Here is a 17,442-nt window from a genome sequence, read left to right on the forward strand (position 1 = left end):
TATGTCCAAACAGCTTAGCATATATTAAAAGCGCTTACTACAACGTGAGAGCTTTTTACATTAACTAATAAGACGCTTGTTTTAATGGGGTTAAATCGGTTTAGCAAGCCTATTTTTTTTTTATGAGCTTTAAAAATTTCGCACGTTATAAACGTAAATAAATGATGTGGCAATACTATAAATAAAGGTAATAGTGTTTTATATTGTTACGTTTATTTCTTCCGTATCATTCCATTATACCTCTATCGATGCTTTAAGATGATTTTTTACCTTTATCTATTTTTTTACTGGCCCATTGTTCTTCTTCTTGGCTGACTTCTAACTTCTCTTGATTTACTTTTTTCTCTGGTGAATAATTTAGTTTTATAGACATCGGAAAATGATCTGACCCAATATCCTTTTCTCTAGATATTGCTATTAATGTAAAATCATCACTATGAAAAACATGATCTAACGGCCAACGCAGAAAAAAGTGCTTAGTGCTGTACGTGTTATAAAAACCACGACCTCTTCGCGGGTCTAAAAGTCCGCTAACTTTCTGAAATACTTTGGTGGTTCGTGACCAAGCTACATCATTTAGGTCCCCAAAAACTAATGTTGAGCTTTGATTTTTTTCAATTTCTTTACCAATTAATAAGAGTTCTGCATCGCGATTCGTGGACGTTTTACTTTCTGTAGGGCTAGGAGGTCTAGGGTGTAAGCAGTGCACTTTAACTTTGAGACCATTTCTTAATTCAACATATCCGTGAATTGATGGAATACTTTCTTTAATTAAATACTTCACCTCCATTTGTTCTAAGGGGAGTTTCGAATAGAGATGCATACCGTATAAATTATCAAGGGGCACTTTTACCGAATGCGGATATTCGTCTTCGAAACTGTCTAATGCTTTCTCCCATTTATCATCAGATTCTAAGGTTAAAAAAAGATCAGGATTTTTATGTTTAATTAAATTTATGAGTTTGTTGTAATCACGATTGGTCATTAAAACATTACTCACCAGAATGCTAATACTCGCATCATCGGATTTTCCCTTATATTTCAAGGTTTGCTTTTTTGCAAGAATGGTATATGGAAAAATTAACCAACATTGGTATATTAAGCAACTAAGTAAAACTGTTACAATAATAAAATGCCAAGGCTCCTGAAAAGAATATAAGGATAAAGCTAAAATGAGATTAACCAAAATTAAAAATGAAATTTGAATTCTTGGAAAATCGAAATCACGAATCCACCAATAGTCGAATGTAGTTAGTGAGGCTAAAGTAGGAATGCAAATTAATACATTCAAAATAAGAATTATAATTTCTAAACTGTTCACTATTATTAAATTTAGTTTTGGGGTTCTTGATATTTTGGTTTAGTACAGAGTTAAAACTGTTTAACTTTATTTATAAATTAGTTTCAATAAACCAAATATTGAAGTAAGCTATAGTCGTACTTAGGTTTAATAGGCACAAGATATCAAAAAAATATCACGTATCCTTCAATAAAATTTTGGTTTTTTAAATAGGAATAGATAATTATTAACTGCTGATGTTAGTACTAATTCGCTTAAATTAAGAGGTGTAGAATAATAAAAATCAGGTTACTTAAAACGTGTCTTTTTACAAAAAAAAAACACTGTTTATCTGTTCGTTTTATTTTAACAATTTAAAATATTTTCCAACGTTACTGTTTTTGATAAATGTTCTAAAATGCGAGAGGTGTCGTAATTATTTTTTTGAGGAATGAGATGGCCGAGAATATCGTTTTCATTCGTAACAGTCTCATTTTTACCAATAAAACCATAGCCCTCGTAAATGTCATTCAATAAATACACAAAAGCATCTTCATTGATATGCCGTCCTTTTAGTTTGTAAATTCCCCCCGATTTTCTAGTACTAAACTCAAAGAGGGCAACTTCAAATCTCTCGTTATACTTCGCGATGGCTTCTGTATTTGCGCACACGCAGTTTTGGTGTCTTAACGTAACATTACTACACGGTCCTTTAATGCGCTCTAAGCCGCAATGTTTTTTACACAGGCCAAATTCTGTAGCCAATTGAAGTAGTACCTTTTTAACCGATCGCTTATTAAAATATATTTCGGGCCTATTATCGGCAATGTCTTTTCGTGTAATTTGAAGCTTATTGATCCCTTTTGCGGTCTTGCTTTTGTTGATTATGAATGGGGCCGCATCGTTAACTTGCTGTGTGTTATAGAGTGGTTTAAGTGTTTTTATTTGAGCAGATTCTAAAAGTTGGGCGATAATGTCACTGCCAGTATATTCTACAGTTACCGCTGTGATTTTTGAGTAATCTATAGTTTTTGAATTTGTAAAACCATTAAAATGACTTTGAAGACGTTTCCGTACGTTTTTGGCTTTACCAACATAAATGATGGTTCCAGAGGCATCAAAAAAATAATAAACTCCTGCGGCCGTGCTATACTCCGAGAAATCTAAATTTAACGACACATTTTTAACGACTTGTTGCGATAAATTTCTTGGTGTAGTGCTGAAGAAACTTTTATGCATTAATTGTAAAAAAGCTTCGGCATAGGTTTCACTATTGCCACTAAGGTTTGGAGAAGGAGGTAAGCATAGCTCCAATTCCTTCGAATTTTTATTATTTTTAGGGAGTGTGTGCCAGACGTACTTTGGCTGGGTATTAAAATTATAGCCAACCATCTTAAACTGTGATTGTAATAACATAAACTGATTAAAATCAGCAAAAACCAGTTGTTTGTGTTGTAAGAGTTCAATTAACTCATCAGCAATATCACAAAACAGAGGTGCGGAGCTGTGCACTTTCCAATCTAAATTGTTGTGTTCATAAACGCGTTTGCTAATCGTGATTTCTGGTCTAAAATTAAACGTGTAAAAAGAATCTAAATCACCATCTTGTATTGCCAAGCAATAGGGAACAGGTTTGTTTTTTCCAGATTTTATGGTCTGAATATATAAAAATGTCATTATAGCAAAAGTAAGAATAATTAATGCTACATAAAAGGCTCTGAATTTTATAAACTATTGTTGTTTACGTCAACTAAGCAAAATAAATTATGGCAGGCAATTAATAAAAAGAGCAACATTATAAGACCCACAATTAAACAACTGGCAAGTTAAAAGAGATTCCTTTTATGGATTATTTAGTAAATAGTAGTCATAAATGACACAATAAACACCTTATATATTAGGTGCTAGGATCTTTATTAAACACCTTAATTAAATTAAAAATAAGCGCACAAAGTACGACCCAAATGAAGCCGGCAATATATCCTCCAATAATATCGGAAGGAAAATGTACGCCTAGGTATATGCGACTTAAACCTATACTTATAATTAGAGTTGTTAATACTGTTATAATAACAAACTTTAAAAAGCCGTTAATTTTAAATTGATAAGTAAGGAAAATAATAAATCCATAAAAAGCCATCGCTGTCATTGCATGACCACTAGGGTAGCTCAAAGTTTTTACCATTACTAAATGTTCTAAATCCGGTCGAGATCTATTTACCATTTCTTTAATTATAACATTAGAGCTCAGCGCAAGTATCATTACTATACTTAACTGGAACACATAATGCCAATTTTTAAACGTTATAAAAAGCAGAAAAGTAGCTAATGAGAAAACAACTAAATAACCATAAATACCCCCTATATGGGTAACAAATATAAAATACTCTGTAAGTCCACTGGATCTCCATAATAAAATGGACTGAGTGATAGCGCTGTCGTATTGCCCTAATATTTCGGATTTTAAATTTTCGGTTAATTCAATAAAAACAGTCACTGCACCAATAACAATTATTAACGCTATTCCTGAGGTAATAATATAGGGCAAATGCTCATTATAGTTATTGAACCATTTTTTTAAGAGGGCTTTTAACTTATTAATTATTAATTTTATTTCCTTTCGCATACAGTTATTTAATAATGATTACCTAATTACGACCTGATTAAGAGTGCGGTAAAATTAAAAAGAATATATATATTCTTTCCATAAAGAATACATTATTTTTTTATAGATCAAATCTAAAGCTTTCCCTATTTTGAAATTAGCGCTGATGAGATATTAGCGAATAAATTTAATGTTAGTTATTTCTGAATCAAATTTCATACATACTCTTACAATTAGAATGTCCTACGTGAAACGATTCAATCCATAAAATGGTTTATAATTTAAAAGGTGTTTAAGTCACGGCAAACTTCAATTTAACGGCTGTTTTACTATGCGTGCGTTTAAGTAGGTTAGACGTTTATAATTATTAGGGATCTCTACTAATAGTATTTAAATGAATGCTCTTTTTGTAAAAAATCTATTTTATATAGCGCGATAAGTAACGCATAATTAGGGTGTAAAGAGTAATATTTTGAACTGTATTAATTCTTAGTAAACCCAATAGCGTTATAAATAACTCTAAATCAGTTAAAAATCAATTTAAGTTTGTAATAATTTAGTGGTGTTAAATTTCAACTTAAATTAAAAAGAAATTATGAAAGTACAGGCCTATTTATCATTCAAAGGAAATTGTCAAGAAGCGTTAAATTATTATAGTGATTTATTTGAAGCTGAAGTTATTAATCGTCAAACTTACGAAGATAAAAAGATAGATGTTCCATCCTCTTATAGAAATAACTTACAACACGCAGAGCTTAAAGGAAAAAACATATACTTCATGGCTTATGATGTGTCGCCCGATACGCCGCTTAATAGTGGGAATCAAATTCATATGAGTGTCGAATTTACTAGTGTCGACGAAGGTAGAGATCTTTTTGATAAGCTATCTAGTGGCGGACAAATACATCATAATTATAGAGAAAGAGAATGGGGCTATTTTGGAAGATGCACAGACAAATTTGGGATTGGTTGGATGGTTAATCACAATATATAATTTTCGTTACTAATTATTTTTAAAAAATGTATAAATCACTTTAAAACCACATATTATGGCAGAAATTAAAATTAAAAAAAGAAAACCAGTATGGCCTTGGATTTTATTAGTCTTGGGTTCATTAGTCCTCATTTATTACGTAATTATGATGAATAATGATGACGAAAATGATAACACCTATAATGAGACCGAAATTGTGGCAGACGATAGTTCAATGGAAAACGCCTCTAATGAAAATGTAATGTTACTCTCTGAAACAGCAAAAACAAAAATTAGAAATTTTCAGACTTATATATCAAATGATACAGATATGGGGCTTGATCATAACTATTCGCATAATGCACTGTTAAAACTTATCGATGCCACAGAAGCTACAGCAAATAGTTTAGAAGTAGATGTTGATGCTGATATAGAAACAGCGCGATTTAATGCTGAAGCTATTACCAACGACCCTGAGGATCTCTCGCATTCAAACAAAATTAAAAGCACTTCAAATATTATTGTTCAAGCCTTAAAGAAAATACAGGTGCAACACTATCCTGAATTGGACAACGCTATTACCGAATTGCAACAAGCAGCTATGGCAATTGCGCCCAGCACCCAAACGCTCGAACAGAAAACGGCTGTTAAGAATTTTTTCAACCAATCAGAGCAATTATTAACCAATATGATAAATAGATAAAAATATGAGCACAGATAAAGAAAAAAAACTATTCTATCTTGAAGAATTATCTAACTACAAGATCGCCGATAGCCATAAAGATGTACGTGGCTGGGAGGTGAAGGGCAAAGAGGGTCTCGTAATAGGTAAGGTAGATAATTTACTAGTAAATAAAACGAAAGAGCGCGTCGTTTATCTTGATGTCGAAGTCGATGCTTCCATTATAGAAGCCAATCATAAAACATATAATGCAAAAGCTCAAGATGGCGTACACGAATTTATTAATGCGGATGGAGAAAATCATTTAATTATTCCAATAGGATTAGCACATCTAAATTTGGAGAGTAAAATTGTTTTTGCCAAAAGTGTTAATCATAAAACATTTGCAGAAACTAAACGCATAAAGAAAGGCACGCTCGTAGACAGAAATTATGAAGTTGATGTTTTGTCTAATTATGATCGCAATAACACCGACACAAATTTCCCATTAGACGACACACTCTATGATAGACCAGAGTTTTATATTAATTCTTAATTAAAGCAAAAACCCGAATTTAATAATTCGGGTTTTTAATTTAAAAAAAATCTCTAAGATTTTTTATTTTTCAATGTATTGAAATATACATAGGTGTAAAATCCAATTTGTAGAACAGTCGTTATTTTAAAAAAATTGCTGATCGTTTTTATGGTTTGTCGTTTCATAATATTTGTTTTATTCAATATATGATATTTTTCAAATATAAATTGTTAAAAAATTCTTATAAAATCAGTATATTATTAGTTATTCATATTTATATATATGTAAAGTTGTAATATTATGAGAATTATTTCTTTAATATGGCTTTTATCCCTCAATTATTTCTTTATACTAGACTTTGTGGCAAATCAATTAATTTTTATTCTTAATGCGTTAATTGTTAAATAACAAATTATTTATTTTTGAAGCACTTAATTATGGATTATTTAAAGATTATAATCCTATAAAACCATCTATTATGAATATGATTTCTACACCGTTAAATAGTACTAAAAATAGATTTTCTAGAATATCTTGGGGCGGAGTTTTCGCTGGCGCCTTAGCAGCAATCGTCATCTCGTTTGTTCTTCATCTTTTGGGATTAGGGATAGGTATGACTTCTATTGACCCAATGACCGACTCAGAGCCTTTTAATGGAATTGGTACTGGCGCAATTATTTGGTGGATACTCTCTAATTTGTCTGCTTTGTTTGTAGGTGGTTTAATAGCTGCAAGATCTGCTGGTTTACCAAGTAATGCTGATGGGGGAATTCACGGGTTTTTGGCCTGGGGTGTTTACCTGGTAATCTCTGTTTTTTTAGTGATTTCATTTGTTAGTAATACTTTCTCTGGTATGGGGTCTCTAATATCTTCGGCGTTTAATAGTGACAATGCCAAGGAGGTTATGGTAAATTTAGACACTGCAAGAAAATCATCTAATGAGGACACCTATAAAACTTTCGACCGTGTTAAACAGGAAATGTTTCAATTAATTGATACTGCCGAAAAGTATAACATAGTACCTAATGATAGTAAAGAAAACGTTAAGGACGATTTGCAAACGCTTAACAATAAATCTTCTCAAGCATTAAAAAAATTAAATTTAAAAGATGCTATTACAGAATTTGTAAATGATATAGAAGTCAACCTTGATAACAATGGGGATTTGGATATTTCGGTACAAGGAAATAAAGACTACCTAAATGAAGCGGATTTAAAAGATTATTTAACAAACAACACCGATTTAACTGAAAAAGAAATTAACGGGGTTATTTCTAAATGGAAAACTAAATTAGATACAGCGGTTAAAAATCTAGAAGAAACTTATGCCACAGCTAAAAAGGAAGCGTTAGAAGCTAGCGAGAAAGTATCTGATGCGGCTGGAGAAACAAGTATTTATCTATTTGTATTACTTTTATTGGGAGCTTTCGCTGCGTTTTTTGGAGGAGCAACTGGGGCACCACCACTAAATGTTAACGAAGAACGCACTAGAGAAATAATTAAATAATTTCTATAATAATAAAGAACTTATAAATCTAAAAATTTTTAAAATATGTCATTACTTACTATAATACTCAGTATTTTACTTCCTCCAGTAGCCGTTTTTATGAAAAAAGGTTTTGGTGGGGCCTTCCTTCTAAATATTTTGTTAACTCTAATAGGATGGTTGCCTGGAGTAATTCATGCTCTTATAGTTAACGATTAGTTAACGATCTTGTATAATTGAGATTCTCATTCTTATAGACTATTATTCTAACTTTTAAGTAATAGAAGAGAAAGTGTTATACTCTTGCTTACAAACAATCGTATTTAATATAATGTATTAACAATATTAGGGGATTAGACATACTAATAATCCTCTAATATTTTATTTTCAATCTCTCCAACGTTGAATCTGGAATTAAGTTTTGCTACGCTAATTCCTCTTTTATTTAAGATGTGCTTTTTATTTTTTAAATAAGCGCTTTATAGTTGTTGCGAGATTAAAGCGATTCTCACATCGTAATTGAAACACTTAATTTAGCGTTACTTATTTTAAATTACGTCTCCGAAAGATTAATTCAGTTAATATTATTTCAGTACAAAAGTTGCGCGAAACCCTTCTTTAAAAAAATTTATAAAATTAAGGAATAATAGGCTATAGGTGCCTCCGAAAATTCAAATTTAGAATTTTTGTCAGGACGATTATTTCCATTAAAATTAATCACCATATTTTATTAAGTTGTCTCTTTTCTTTTAAAGCTAATGAATTAAAACTTGTTTGATTTGCATTAATGAGAGTTGATTTCATTACTTATTTTTACTATTATGAAGGATTCTAGTTTTTGATTTTTATATAATCTTTCTTAATATGAATGTTTAACTAATAAATAATAATTATGAAAATTAACAACTTAAAAATGGCTGCGGTACTAATGTTTGTAACGCTAATGTCTTTTGCACAGAACAAAGATGATAAGCGAATTATAGAAGACGCGGAAAAGGTAATGATGACTATAAGAAATACTGATAAAGCCGTAGAAAAATTTTTTGAGGATTCCTCTGGATACGTAGTCTTTCCAAACGTTGGTGAAGGTGCTTTGATAATTGGAGCGGCATCAGGTAACGGTGTTCTGTACGAAAATGGAATGGCTGTGGGTATGGCGAAGCTGAAAAAATTAGATATAGGATTACAAGCAGGGGGTGAGGCCTTCACACAAATAATCTTTTTTGAGAATGAGAAGAACCTTGAAGATTTTAAAAACGGTAATTTTGAATTTTCAGCAGAAGCGAAAGCCGTTATTGTAGATAAGGGTGCTTTCAAAAAAGTAAATTATAGTGATGGTGTGCTAGTAATTGCTAAACCTAAGGCAGGTGTTATTGCTGGAGTCTCAGTAGGTGGACAAAAATTTCAGTATGCACCGTTTTAGAAAATGTAATTAAGAATAATCAGGAAAGCCGATCTAACGATCGGCTTTTTTTATCAATTTTTTTAAACTGATTAGCTGTTTTATTATTTATCTATTTCAAAAATAACTTAAATAGATACTTAATCTTAAAACACTACAGTTGTTTTGTTGGGAGCACAAAAGTACAAATGGCCAAAAAATAATAGGCGGCTAGAACTCTGGGCAAAATTAATTTAAGAGGCATACTTTTAATAAGTGTTGGATTGCTAGAATAATTTGGTACCCGTTCTCCGTGCAGCTCCTTAAAACGCGCTTCTTAAAAGAGAAGTGGCAGCTCGTTTGTACTTTTAACGTTGCATTATGTATAAAGCTTCAGTTAATAGGAAAACGCGTTAGCACGATATAAAAACGAATAATGGTGTATTTTCACCTAAACTTATTACAACTCTCGTATATTGCATTTATAAACAATTATTATGAAATTAAACTTATTGTCATGTGATGCTCAGAGGCCAGATAAAAGAGCTATAGCTAAGTGTATTATAGAGATTTCATCTAGTATTGGTGAATCCTTGGCTCAAGAACTTACTGATATACTCTTAGAAGGAGATGCCGTAGATATTGAGATACAAGATAGGAATTCTGGTTCTGCTTTAAGGGCTTTGCGAAAATTAAGCATTGACTACGAAATTATAGAATGAACAAATAAGATTCCCGATTTCTCGGAAAATGGTTACGATAAAAATTTTTATAAAACTCATCGAAAATCACCGATAGAAACGAGACTTTAAAGCCAAAATTTAGACCTACAGCATAAACAGAATGGCTAAAACACTACTAAAACGAAAAAATCCCTGTTAGCGTTAAGATGCTAACAGGGATTTTTTTATTCTAATTGAAAGTAACGAAAGAATTTTTAAACGTTGTTTTCTAGTTCTAAATTTATCAAAGTTTACGTCGTACTATCCGCATTTAGAAGACCCACAATCTTTACAGGTTAAACATCCTTCTTGATAAATTAGATTTGTGGAGTTGCAGTTGGTGCATTTCTGTCCTTTTGCTTCAGTTCCATCGGCCACATAACGTTTTAAAGCGCGTGCAACTCCGTTTTTCCACGTATTGATAGATTCATTATCTAATTGCAAGCTATTTATAAGTTCTACAGCTTTATCTATACGCATTCCGTGTCTTAAAGTACCAGAAATTAATTTGGCATAATTCCAGAATTCAGGATTAAATTTATGAGATAATCCTTCTATAGTTGTATTGTAGCCTCTCTTATTTTTATATTGAAAATCATAGCGAGAGCTTCCGTCTTCATTTTTGTTTTTTATGATTAATCCCTTATTAACCCATCTCGGTATTAAAATTCCGTCTTCATCATCAACAAAACCAGTAAAAATCTCGTAGGGTTGGTCATCTAACAATCCAATAAAAGCGATCCATTTTTCTTTACTATTTTGAAAACGCACTACATCCGATTCTAAAACTTGGGGACGTTTAGCAGAAACAACAGTTCCTGTTTCATCTTCCTTTTTTTCTTCATTCGAAATCAATACACCAGAACGTGAACCATCTCTGTAAACGGTAACCCCTTTACAACCTGCTTCCCAAGCTTCCATATACAAGTTTCCAACAAGTTCTTCTGTAGCATCGTTTGGTAAATTGATAGTAACACTTATGGAGTGATCTACCCATTTCTGCACAGCACCCTGCATTTTAACCTTACTAAGCCAATCAATATCATTTGATGTTGATTTATAATAAGGTGATTTTTTAACCAAATTATCTAAATCTTTCTGACTGTAATCTTTGTCAATTTCATAACCGTTAACTTCCATCCACTGTTTGAATCTGTGGTGGAAAACGACATATTCTTCCCAAGAATCGCCAATTTCATCTACAAAATCAACTCTAACTTCCTTATCGTTGGGATTTACTTTTCTCCTTCTTTTGTAGACCGGTAAAAAAACAGGCTCAATTCCAGAAGTAGTTTGCGTCATTAAACTGGTTGTGCCGGTAGGAGCAATGGTCAATAAAGCAATATTTCTTCTTCCATGTTCTAGCATGTCGAAATAAAGTTTTTCATCGGCTTCTTTCAATCGGAGTATAAATGGATTATTTTTTTCTCTTTCTGAATCATAAAAAGCAAAGGCTCCTCTTTCTTTGGCCATTTCAACTGATGCTCTATAGGCTTCTATAGCAAGTGTTTTATGTACTTCTACAGACAGTTTTGTGCCTTCTTTACCGGCATAAGCAATATTCATAGCTGCAAGCATATCGCCTTCAGCTGTAATACCAATACCCGTTCTGCGGCCTTCATCTGCTTTAGTTTTAATTTTTAACCATAAGTTTCTCTCCACACTCTTAATTTCATCCTCTTCTGGATCGGCATCTATTTTTGCAAGGATATCATCTATTTTTTCCAATTCTAAATCAATGATATCATCCATAATACGCTGTGCCACGGGAATATGTTTTTTAAACAATTCGAAATTGAAACTGGCATTCTTGGTAAAAGGCTCATCGACATAAGAGAATAAGTTAATAGCCAATAATCTACAGGAATCATAAGGGCAAAGCGGGATTTCGCCGCAAGGATTTGTTGAAACAGTATTGTATCCTAAATCAGCATAGCTATCTGGAACCGATTCTCTTATAATAGTATCCCAAAATAAAATTCCTGGTTCTGCCGATTTCCATGCATTATGAACAATTTTATTCCACAATGTATTGGCTTCAATTTTCTTGCTGTATTTTGGGTTTTCGCTATGAATGGGGAATTTGTGCGTGTAACTTGTTTTATTTTTCACGGCTTTCATAAAAGCATCGTCCATTCTCACAGATATGTTTGCTCCAGTAACTTTTCCTTGCTCTAGTTTAGCATCGATAAAATCTTCTGCATCAGGATGATTTACGGAAACGGAAAGCATCAAGGCTCCTCTTCTTCCATCTTGGGCAACTTCTCTGGTAGAATTAGAATAGCGCTCCATAAATGGCGCCAAACCAGTTGAGGTTAAAGCTGAATTCTTAACAGGAGACCCTTTAGGTCGTATGTGTGATAAATCGTGACCAACACCCCCACGGCGTTTCATAAGCTGCACTTGCTCCTGATCTATTTTCATAATACTGCCATAAGAATCATTCAATCCTTTATTTCCAATTACAAAACAATTTGACAGAGAGGCAATTTGATATTTGTTTCCAATCCCAGCCATAGGGCTACCTTGTGGAACGATATATTTGAAATTTTCTAATAAACTTAAAATCTCATCTTCCGACAAAGGATTTGGATATTTAAGTTCAATTCTCGCAATTTCCCCAGCAATTCTGTGATGCATATCTTGCGGCGTTCGTTCATAAAGATTATCGAACGAATCTTTTAAGGCATATTTGTTAATCCACACGCGGGCAGCTAGTTCATCTCCCTTAAAATAGGCTTTCGACGCTTGAAAAGCTTCATCTTGGGAGTAAGTTTTTGCGGGTGGTAAGGTAGTAGGTGTTTTCATTTTTTAAACCTTGTTGGTAAATTGTAAGTTATTTTATGGTATAAATGTAAATAAAATTATGCAATATTAAACACCTCGCTTAATAAAAAGTTTACAAGCATTTTAATTTAAAATACTGATTATAAGCGTTTTAAATATTTTATAGTTGTTAAATGTTTCTGAAAATAAAAATTCGCGCGTGTTTCGACGACTTAAATTCGAAATTTAGGTCGTACTGTCTCGTTAGGTAACCACGACTGATTTTTATACTATTTACTTTTAGTACACAGCTGATTTTTTTATCAAAGCAAACATATGAGCTATCGCGTTTGTAATTGCTTTTTATTTGTTAAATTACGAGCTTTACATATGTAACAAGATATAAATAACAATTCCTTACGTAATAGAGTATAATTACAAAGAAAATTACACAAACTATTTACAAGTAACCCTAGAAATAACGGTATCGTTAAGTGCTGTTTTTAGAGTGGAATTGAGATTAGGTTTAATAAATAAGTAATGAAAAAGGAGGAAAATGAAGCGGCAAGCTGGACTATCTGTTTGGAATGTCGGGGGCGTGGTAAAAAAAGCAGAAGACTGCGCAAAAAAGTACGACTCCGTTACCAGATGGCGCTTGATCAATTTAAAAAAACGAAGCGCGAAGGAACGGCTCCAGTGCGACCTAACAAACACCAGTATTTGTGCTTGAACTGTAAGGGATCTGGATTGATTCATTCTGCCAGCCCTCCTATAGCAGATAAAGATAACTATCCACACGTTGCTATTATTGGTGGGGGTATTGGAGGCGTGGCTCTGGCCGTGGCTTGTTTGCACCGTGGCATTCCTTTTACCCTTTATGAGCGAGATGGTAGCTTCCACGAACGGTCTCAGGGCTATGGACTTACGTTGCAACAAGCGCGTAAAGCGATTAAAGGATTGGGTGTTTGCTCCTTAAAAAAAGGGGTGGTTTCAACACGACATATAGTTCATACTACAGACGGAAAAGTAATTGGTGAATGGGGAATGAGAAAGTGGATGCAGCAAGAGGCGAAAACGTCTTCCAAACGTACTAATGTGCATATCGCGCGGCAGTCTTTGCGTTTAGCGCTTATAGAACAACTCGGTGGACATACGGCGGTGCAGTGGGGGCACCAATTGGTAGATTTTAAAGACTGTAAAGGTGAAGGTGTGGAATTAAACTTTAAAGTAGGCGGAGAGATGAAGGCGGCTAAGGCCGGGCTAGTAGTTGGAGCTGATGGTATTCGCAGTACGGTACGAAGTTTACTAATTGGTGACGATATCACCCCATTACGTTACTTAGGTTGTATTGTTATCTTAGGAATTTGTCCTTTGGCCGCTCTCGAAGGACTTGATAGTGATTTACTGGACTCGGCCACGGTGTTTCAAACCGCTAATGGTAATGAGCGAATCTATATGATGCCTTATGCGTTAGACGCGGTGATGTGGCAACTTAGCTTTCCGATGCCAGAAAAAGAAGCTAAGGCGTTGAGCGCTCAAGGTGCTCGAGCACTCAAGGAAGAGGCGTGTCGTAGAACACAGTGGCACGATCCTATTCCTCAGGTTTTAGCAGCGACATTAGATACTCAGGTTTCTGGTTACCCTGTGTATGACCGCAAATTACTAGAGACAGAATGGTTAGAAAAAGGAGGGCAAGTGACTCTTATTGGAGATGCGGCCCACCCTATGAGTCCATTTAAAGGACAGGGAGCAAATCAAGCTCTGCTCGATGCGTTGGCATTGGCACGTGGAATTTCAAGTGAGTGTGGCGCTTTTTCTCGATGGAAAGCAGTTGGAATAAGGGATTGTGTATTAACTGAGTTTGAAAAAGAAATGTTTGCGCGCAGTGCTTCAAAGGTGAAAGATTCAGCAGAAGCGGCACAGTTTCTACATTCCGAAATTGTACTTTATGAAGGAGATGAGCCGAGAGGACGATGTTTAAAGAGTAAAAAAGCCTAAAAATTAATGCGCAATGGATAGGCGTAATTTTGTGCTTTTAATCCTCGTAGGTAATGTCACCAGAGTGTTAGATATAAAAAATATGAAACAATAAAAATGATGGAATTCCTTTTTTTAATTAAATTAATTGTTGCTATTGCATTTGTTCTTGGTTTATCCTTTCTTGCTGAAAATGTAAGTCCAAAGGTTGCAGGAATTTTATCAGGCTATCCTACGGGTTCTGCTATAACTTTATTTTTCTTTGGATTAGAGGTCAGTCCTGAATTTGCTGCAGAAAGCGCAGTTTATAATATGATGGGGTTAACTGCTGCTTTATCCTTTGTGTCTATTTATTACATAGCATCAAAGCACTTTAAAAAATTCAATATTCTCTTTTCTTCTTTATGTGCCATATTAGGGTATTTTACAGTTGTTTGGTTATTGCATCTTATTGAAATTAATAAATATATAGCTATATTAATACCCATTACATTTTCATTTCTGTGCCTCTATTTTTTCAAAGATATTCAGAATATTAATATACAAACTAAAGCAAAACTTAATTATAAGATTCTTTTTGTGAGAGCCTTTTTTGCAGCTTTAATTATTTTATTAATTACAAGTGTCCCAAAATTTGTTGGGTCGACCTGGGCAGGACTTTTTTCTGCCTTTCCAACCACCTTATTTCCATTAATGTTAATTATTCACTTTACATATTCGAAAGAACACGTGCATACCGTTATTAAAAATGTTCCCATAGGTATGTTTTCCTTGATAATTTATTCATTAGTTATATCGATTGTATATCCCTTGTTTGGCATATATTTAGGTACAATTATTTCATTTGGAGCGGCCTCACTGTATTTAATAGTGTATAAAAAAACAAAAAGCATAATAAATAACCGCCAATCGCGTCGACGGCTAGCGGGCAAGTGACCGCCATTACGTCTCTCATCACGGTGCGTAAGAGGTGTTCCGAGACACGTTCCATGCAAGCTATAGTAGTTCATCAATTATTGTATCTACTTCTTTTTTAGTAAGTTTTTAGCATCGAAACTCCTTCTAGATTTTCACGCGAAGACCCCCTTGGCAAACACGGTATTCTATAGCAGGCAATAGTTCTACTCTTTTTCTATTTAAAGATATGTGTTACACACTAAAGAAAGCCGTTGGGCCATCTTAAAACGAACACGACATTGAAAAAAAGACAGACTATTTAACGTCAAAATAACTTCAAATTAAGATTGAGAAAAACTAAATTCAATAATTTAATGCATTTAAGTATTCAATCGAGAAAACAAGTAGTAGTAGTAGTAGTAGTAGTAGTAGTAGTAGTAGTAGTAGTAGTAGTAGTAGTAGTAGTTAAAAAAATGGTGTACTCGAAATAAAGTGAACTGATAAAATAGTATAAAATCAATTAAACCGATGAAAAGCTAGCGGACAAGACCGTATTTTAAATAGTATCGCGTTTTACTGTACAGAATGGTTACTAGCTGTGTACTTGTAAGTTATAATAACCTAGTCATAGTCTTAAAAAGTGACCCCAAACTTGGGCTGTGAGCTATAGTATTCTGTTTTTACCGGTAAAAATTTATAAGATTTCTCTCTGGTCCGTTTTCTTTCACTAAATTTGCACCCGAAAACAAAACAACAGCTATTAGTAAAAAATAATGTAATCTACACTGTACCCATTTATAATCAAAAAAGCCTTTTCCTAAAAAAAATAGAAATCAGACTCTAAAGCTCACTTATTTTAAGTTCTGAAGACATATCATTTTTTAATCTTCCATTTTTCCCTTAAATCATAATTCATTACCGTTTTATTAAATCTTTAAAATAACTATACGTTATAAAAAATACTTATATGCAATTCTTGAAATTTTTATACCTTACAATATTCTGCTTAATGTTGGCATTTCCGGCAATGGCTCAGGAAAAACTAGAACTTAAAATAGGTGGAGCATTGCGTTTCAACTATAATTTATCGTCATGGAAGGATGGTCAGAAAAAACGCGGGGGAGATTTTGGATATGATATGTTTAGAATAAACGCCAAAGCGGCTTATAAAGGACTCTTTCTTAATGCCGAATACAGATTGTATTCTGAAGGTTTTGGAGGCGGATTCCTAAAGCAGGGTTGGGTAGGTTACAACTTCAACGAACTCGATCAGATTCATATCGGTTTAACACAGGTTCCTTTTGGTATTCAACAATACAACTCTCACAACTGGTTTTTTAATATGTCGTATTATGTAGGCTTGGAAGATGATCATGATATGGGCGTGAAATATATACATACAGGGGAGAAATTTGAATACCAAATGGCTTTTTTTAAAAATGCTGAAGAATTGAGGTTTGGTAATAATACAGAAAATTCTCCAAACCGATATTCATATGATATCACGGGTCGAAACAAAGAAGTCAATCAGTTTAACGGAAAATTTATTTACAAATTCGGGACAGAATCTTCAAGTAGATTGGGGGTTTCTTTAGAATACGGTGGCCTATATAATATAGATACCGAGGATATTGGAAATCACAAGGCTTTTGCCGCACATTATGAAATAACTAAAGGAAAATGGAATGGAAAAGCACAATTTATTACGGCTTCCCATAACCCTGAGAATGCCGAAGGCGAACCCACAGATGTCGTTATAATGGCAGCGTATGGCGCTCCTTATGAGGTAGCTGCCGATTTTAATATGTATTCTTTAGCGATTTCCAGAAATGTTCCAGTAACGTGGGGGCCTGTTACAAATTTGCAATTTTATAATGATTTTGCATTTATGCAGAAAAAAGCACCCGGATTTACGGATTCTTATATGAATGTAACCGGAGTTTTAGTCTCTGCTGGGAGTGTGTACACGTATATTGATTATGCGGCGGGATATAATCACTCTTGGTTAGGCGGTAATTTTGTAGACGATTTTTCTAAAGGAAATCCGGAGGCCAAATGGGAAGCAAGATTCAATATTAATATTGGTTACTATTTTTAGAATTTGTAAATAATACAGAGGGCTGCAAACGCTCTAAGAAATTAAATTATATCAAAAAC

14 protein-coding genes are annotated in these 17,442 nt (G+C 33.6%); 10 read left to right on the forward strand and 4 right to left on the reverse strand.

Going from position 1 to position 17,442, the window contains the following annotated elements:
• Positions 1 to 253: 253 nt before the first annotated feature.
• The 3 genes from ES676_RS11740 to ES676_RS11750 all read right to left on the reverse strand — a co-directional run bounded on the left by ES676_RS11740 (position 254) and on the right by ES676_RS11750 (position 3,905).
• Positions 254 to 1,291, reverse strand: a complete 1,038-nt coding sequence (locus tag ES676_RS11740) for an endonuclease/exonuclease/phosphatase family protein (protein WP_246130354.1) — start codon at positions 1,289 to 1,291, stop codon at positions 254 to 256.
• A 354-nt stretch (positions 1,292 to 1,645) separates the two neighbouring features.
• Complete coding sequence (locus tag ES676_RS11745; RefSeq protein WP_148370528.1) at positions 1,646 to 2,956, reverse strand: GIY-YIG nuclease family protein; 1,311 nt, start codon at positions 2,954 to 2,956, stop codon at positions 1,646 to 1,648.
• 220 nt (positions 2,957 to 3,176) lie between these two features.
• Entirely contained in the window at positions 3,177 to 3,905 is a 729-nt protein-coding gene (locus ES676_RS11750; protein WP_148370529.1) for a phosphatase PAP2 family protein, read from the reverse strand.
• 574 nt (positions 3,906 to 4,479) lie between these two features.
• Between ES676_RS11750 and ES676_RS11755 the strand changes: the two genes are divergently transcribed.
• The 7 genes from ES676_RS11755 to ES676_RS11785 all read left to right on the forward strand — a co-directional run bounded on the left by ES676_RS11755 (position 4,480) and on the right by ES676_RS11785 (position 9,645).
• A complete protein-coding gene (locus ES676_RS11755) occupies positions 4,480 to 4,878 on the forward strand; it encodes a VOC family protein (protein WP_148370530.1) in 399 nt (132 codons plus the stop codon).
• A 55-nt stretch (positions 4,879 to 4,933) separates the two neighbouring features.
• Positions 4,934 to 5,560, forward strand: a complete 627-nt coding sequence (locus tag ES676_RS11760; protein ID WP_148370531.1) for a hypothetical protein — start codon at positions 4,934 to 4,936, stop codon at positions 5,558 to 5,560.
• Positions 5,561 to 5,564: 4 nt separating this feature from the next.
• Positions 5,565 to 6,074 carry a YlmC/YmxH family sporulation protein gene (locus ES676_RS11765; protein WP_148370532.1) on the forward strand — a complete coding sequence of 170 codons (510 nt, stop codon included), beginning with the start codon at positions 5,565 to 5,567 and terminating at the stop codon, positions 6,072 to 6,074.
• 460 nt (positions 6,075 to 6,534) lie between these two features.
• Positions 6,535 to 7,563, forward strand: a complete 1,029-nt coding sequence (locus ES676_RS11770) for a hypothetical protein (RefSeq protein ID WP_148370533.1) — start codon at positions 6,535 to 6,537, stop codon at positions 7,561 to 7,563.
• Positions 7,564 to 7,608: 45 nt separating this feature from the next.
• Positions 7,609 to 7,761, forward strand: coding sequence for a YqaE/Pmp3 family membrane protein (locus ES676_RS11775; RefSeq protein WP_148370534.1), 153 nt, complete (start codon positions 7,609 to 7,611; stop codon positions 7,759 to 7,761).
• A 673-nt stretch (positions 7,762 to 8,434) separates the two neighbouring features.
• Positions 8,435 to 8,965, forward strand: coding sequence for a lipid-binding SYLF domain-containing protein (locus tag ES676_RS11780; protein ID WP_170234454.1), 531 nt, complete (start codon positions 8,435 to 8,437; stop codon positions 8,963 to 8,965).
• A 455-nt stretch (positions 8,966 to 9,420) separates the two neighbouring features.
• Entirely contained in the window at positions 9,421 to 9,645 is a 225-nt protein-coding gene (locus ES676_RS11785; RefSeq protein WP_148370535.1) for a hypothetical protein, read from the forward strand.
• Positions 9,646 to 9,906: 261 nt separating this feature from the next.
• On the opposite strand, the gene ES676_RS11790 is transcribed toward ES676_RS11785, so the two are convergent.
• On the reverse strand, positions 9,907 to 12,453 hold the full coding sequence (locus ES676_RS11790) for an adenosylcobalamin-dependent ribonucleoside-diphosphate reductase (RefSeq protein WP_148370536.1): 2,547 nt from the start codon (positions 12,451 to 12,453) through the stop codon (positions 9,907 to 9,909).
• A gap of 498 nt (positions 12,454 to 12,951) precedes the next feature.
• On the opposite strand from ES676_RS11790, the gene ES676_RS11795 reads away from it, so the two are divergent.
• The 3 genes from ES676_RS11795 (at position 12,952) to ES676_RS11810 (ending at position 17,383) form a co-directional block, all read left to right on the forward strand.
• Positions 12,952 to 14,409, forward strand: coding sequence for an FAD-dependent oxidoreductase (locus ES676_RS11795; RefSeq protein ID WP_148370537.1), 1,458 nt, complete (start codon positions 12,952 to 12,954; stop codon positions 14,407 to 14,409).
• Between the two features lie 96 nt (positions 14,410 to 14,505).
• A complete protein-coding gene (locus tag ES676_RS11800; RefSeq protein ID WP_148370538.1) occupies positions 14,506 to 15,324 on the forward strand; it encodes a hypothetical protein in 819 nt (272 codons plus the stop codon).
• Between the two features lie 928 nt (positions 15,325 to 16,252).
• On the forward strand, positions 16,253 to 17,383 hold the full coding sequence (locus tag ES676_RS11810) for a hypothetical protein (protein WP_394348791.1): 1,131 nt from the start codon (positions 16,253 to 16,255) through the stop codon (positions 17,381 to 17,383).
• Positions 17,384 to 17,442 lie beyond the last annotated feature (59 nt).

Origin of the sequence: Bizionia saleffrena (assembly GCF_008086175.1) — a bacterium.
GTDB classification, from domain to species: Bacteria; Bacteroidota; Bacteroidia; order Flavobacteriales; family Flavobacteriaceae; genus Bizionia; species Bizionia saleffrena.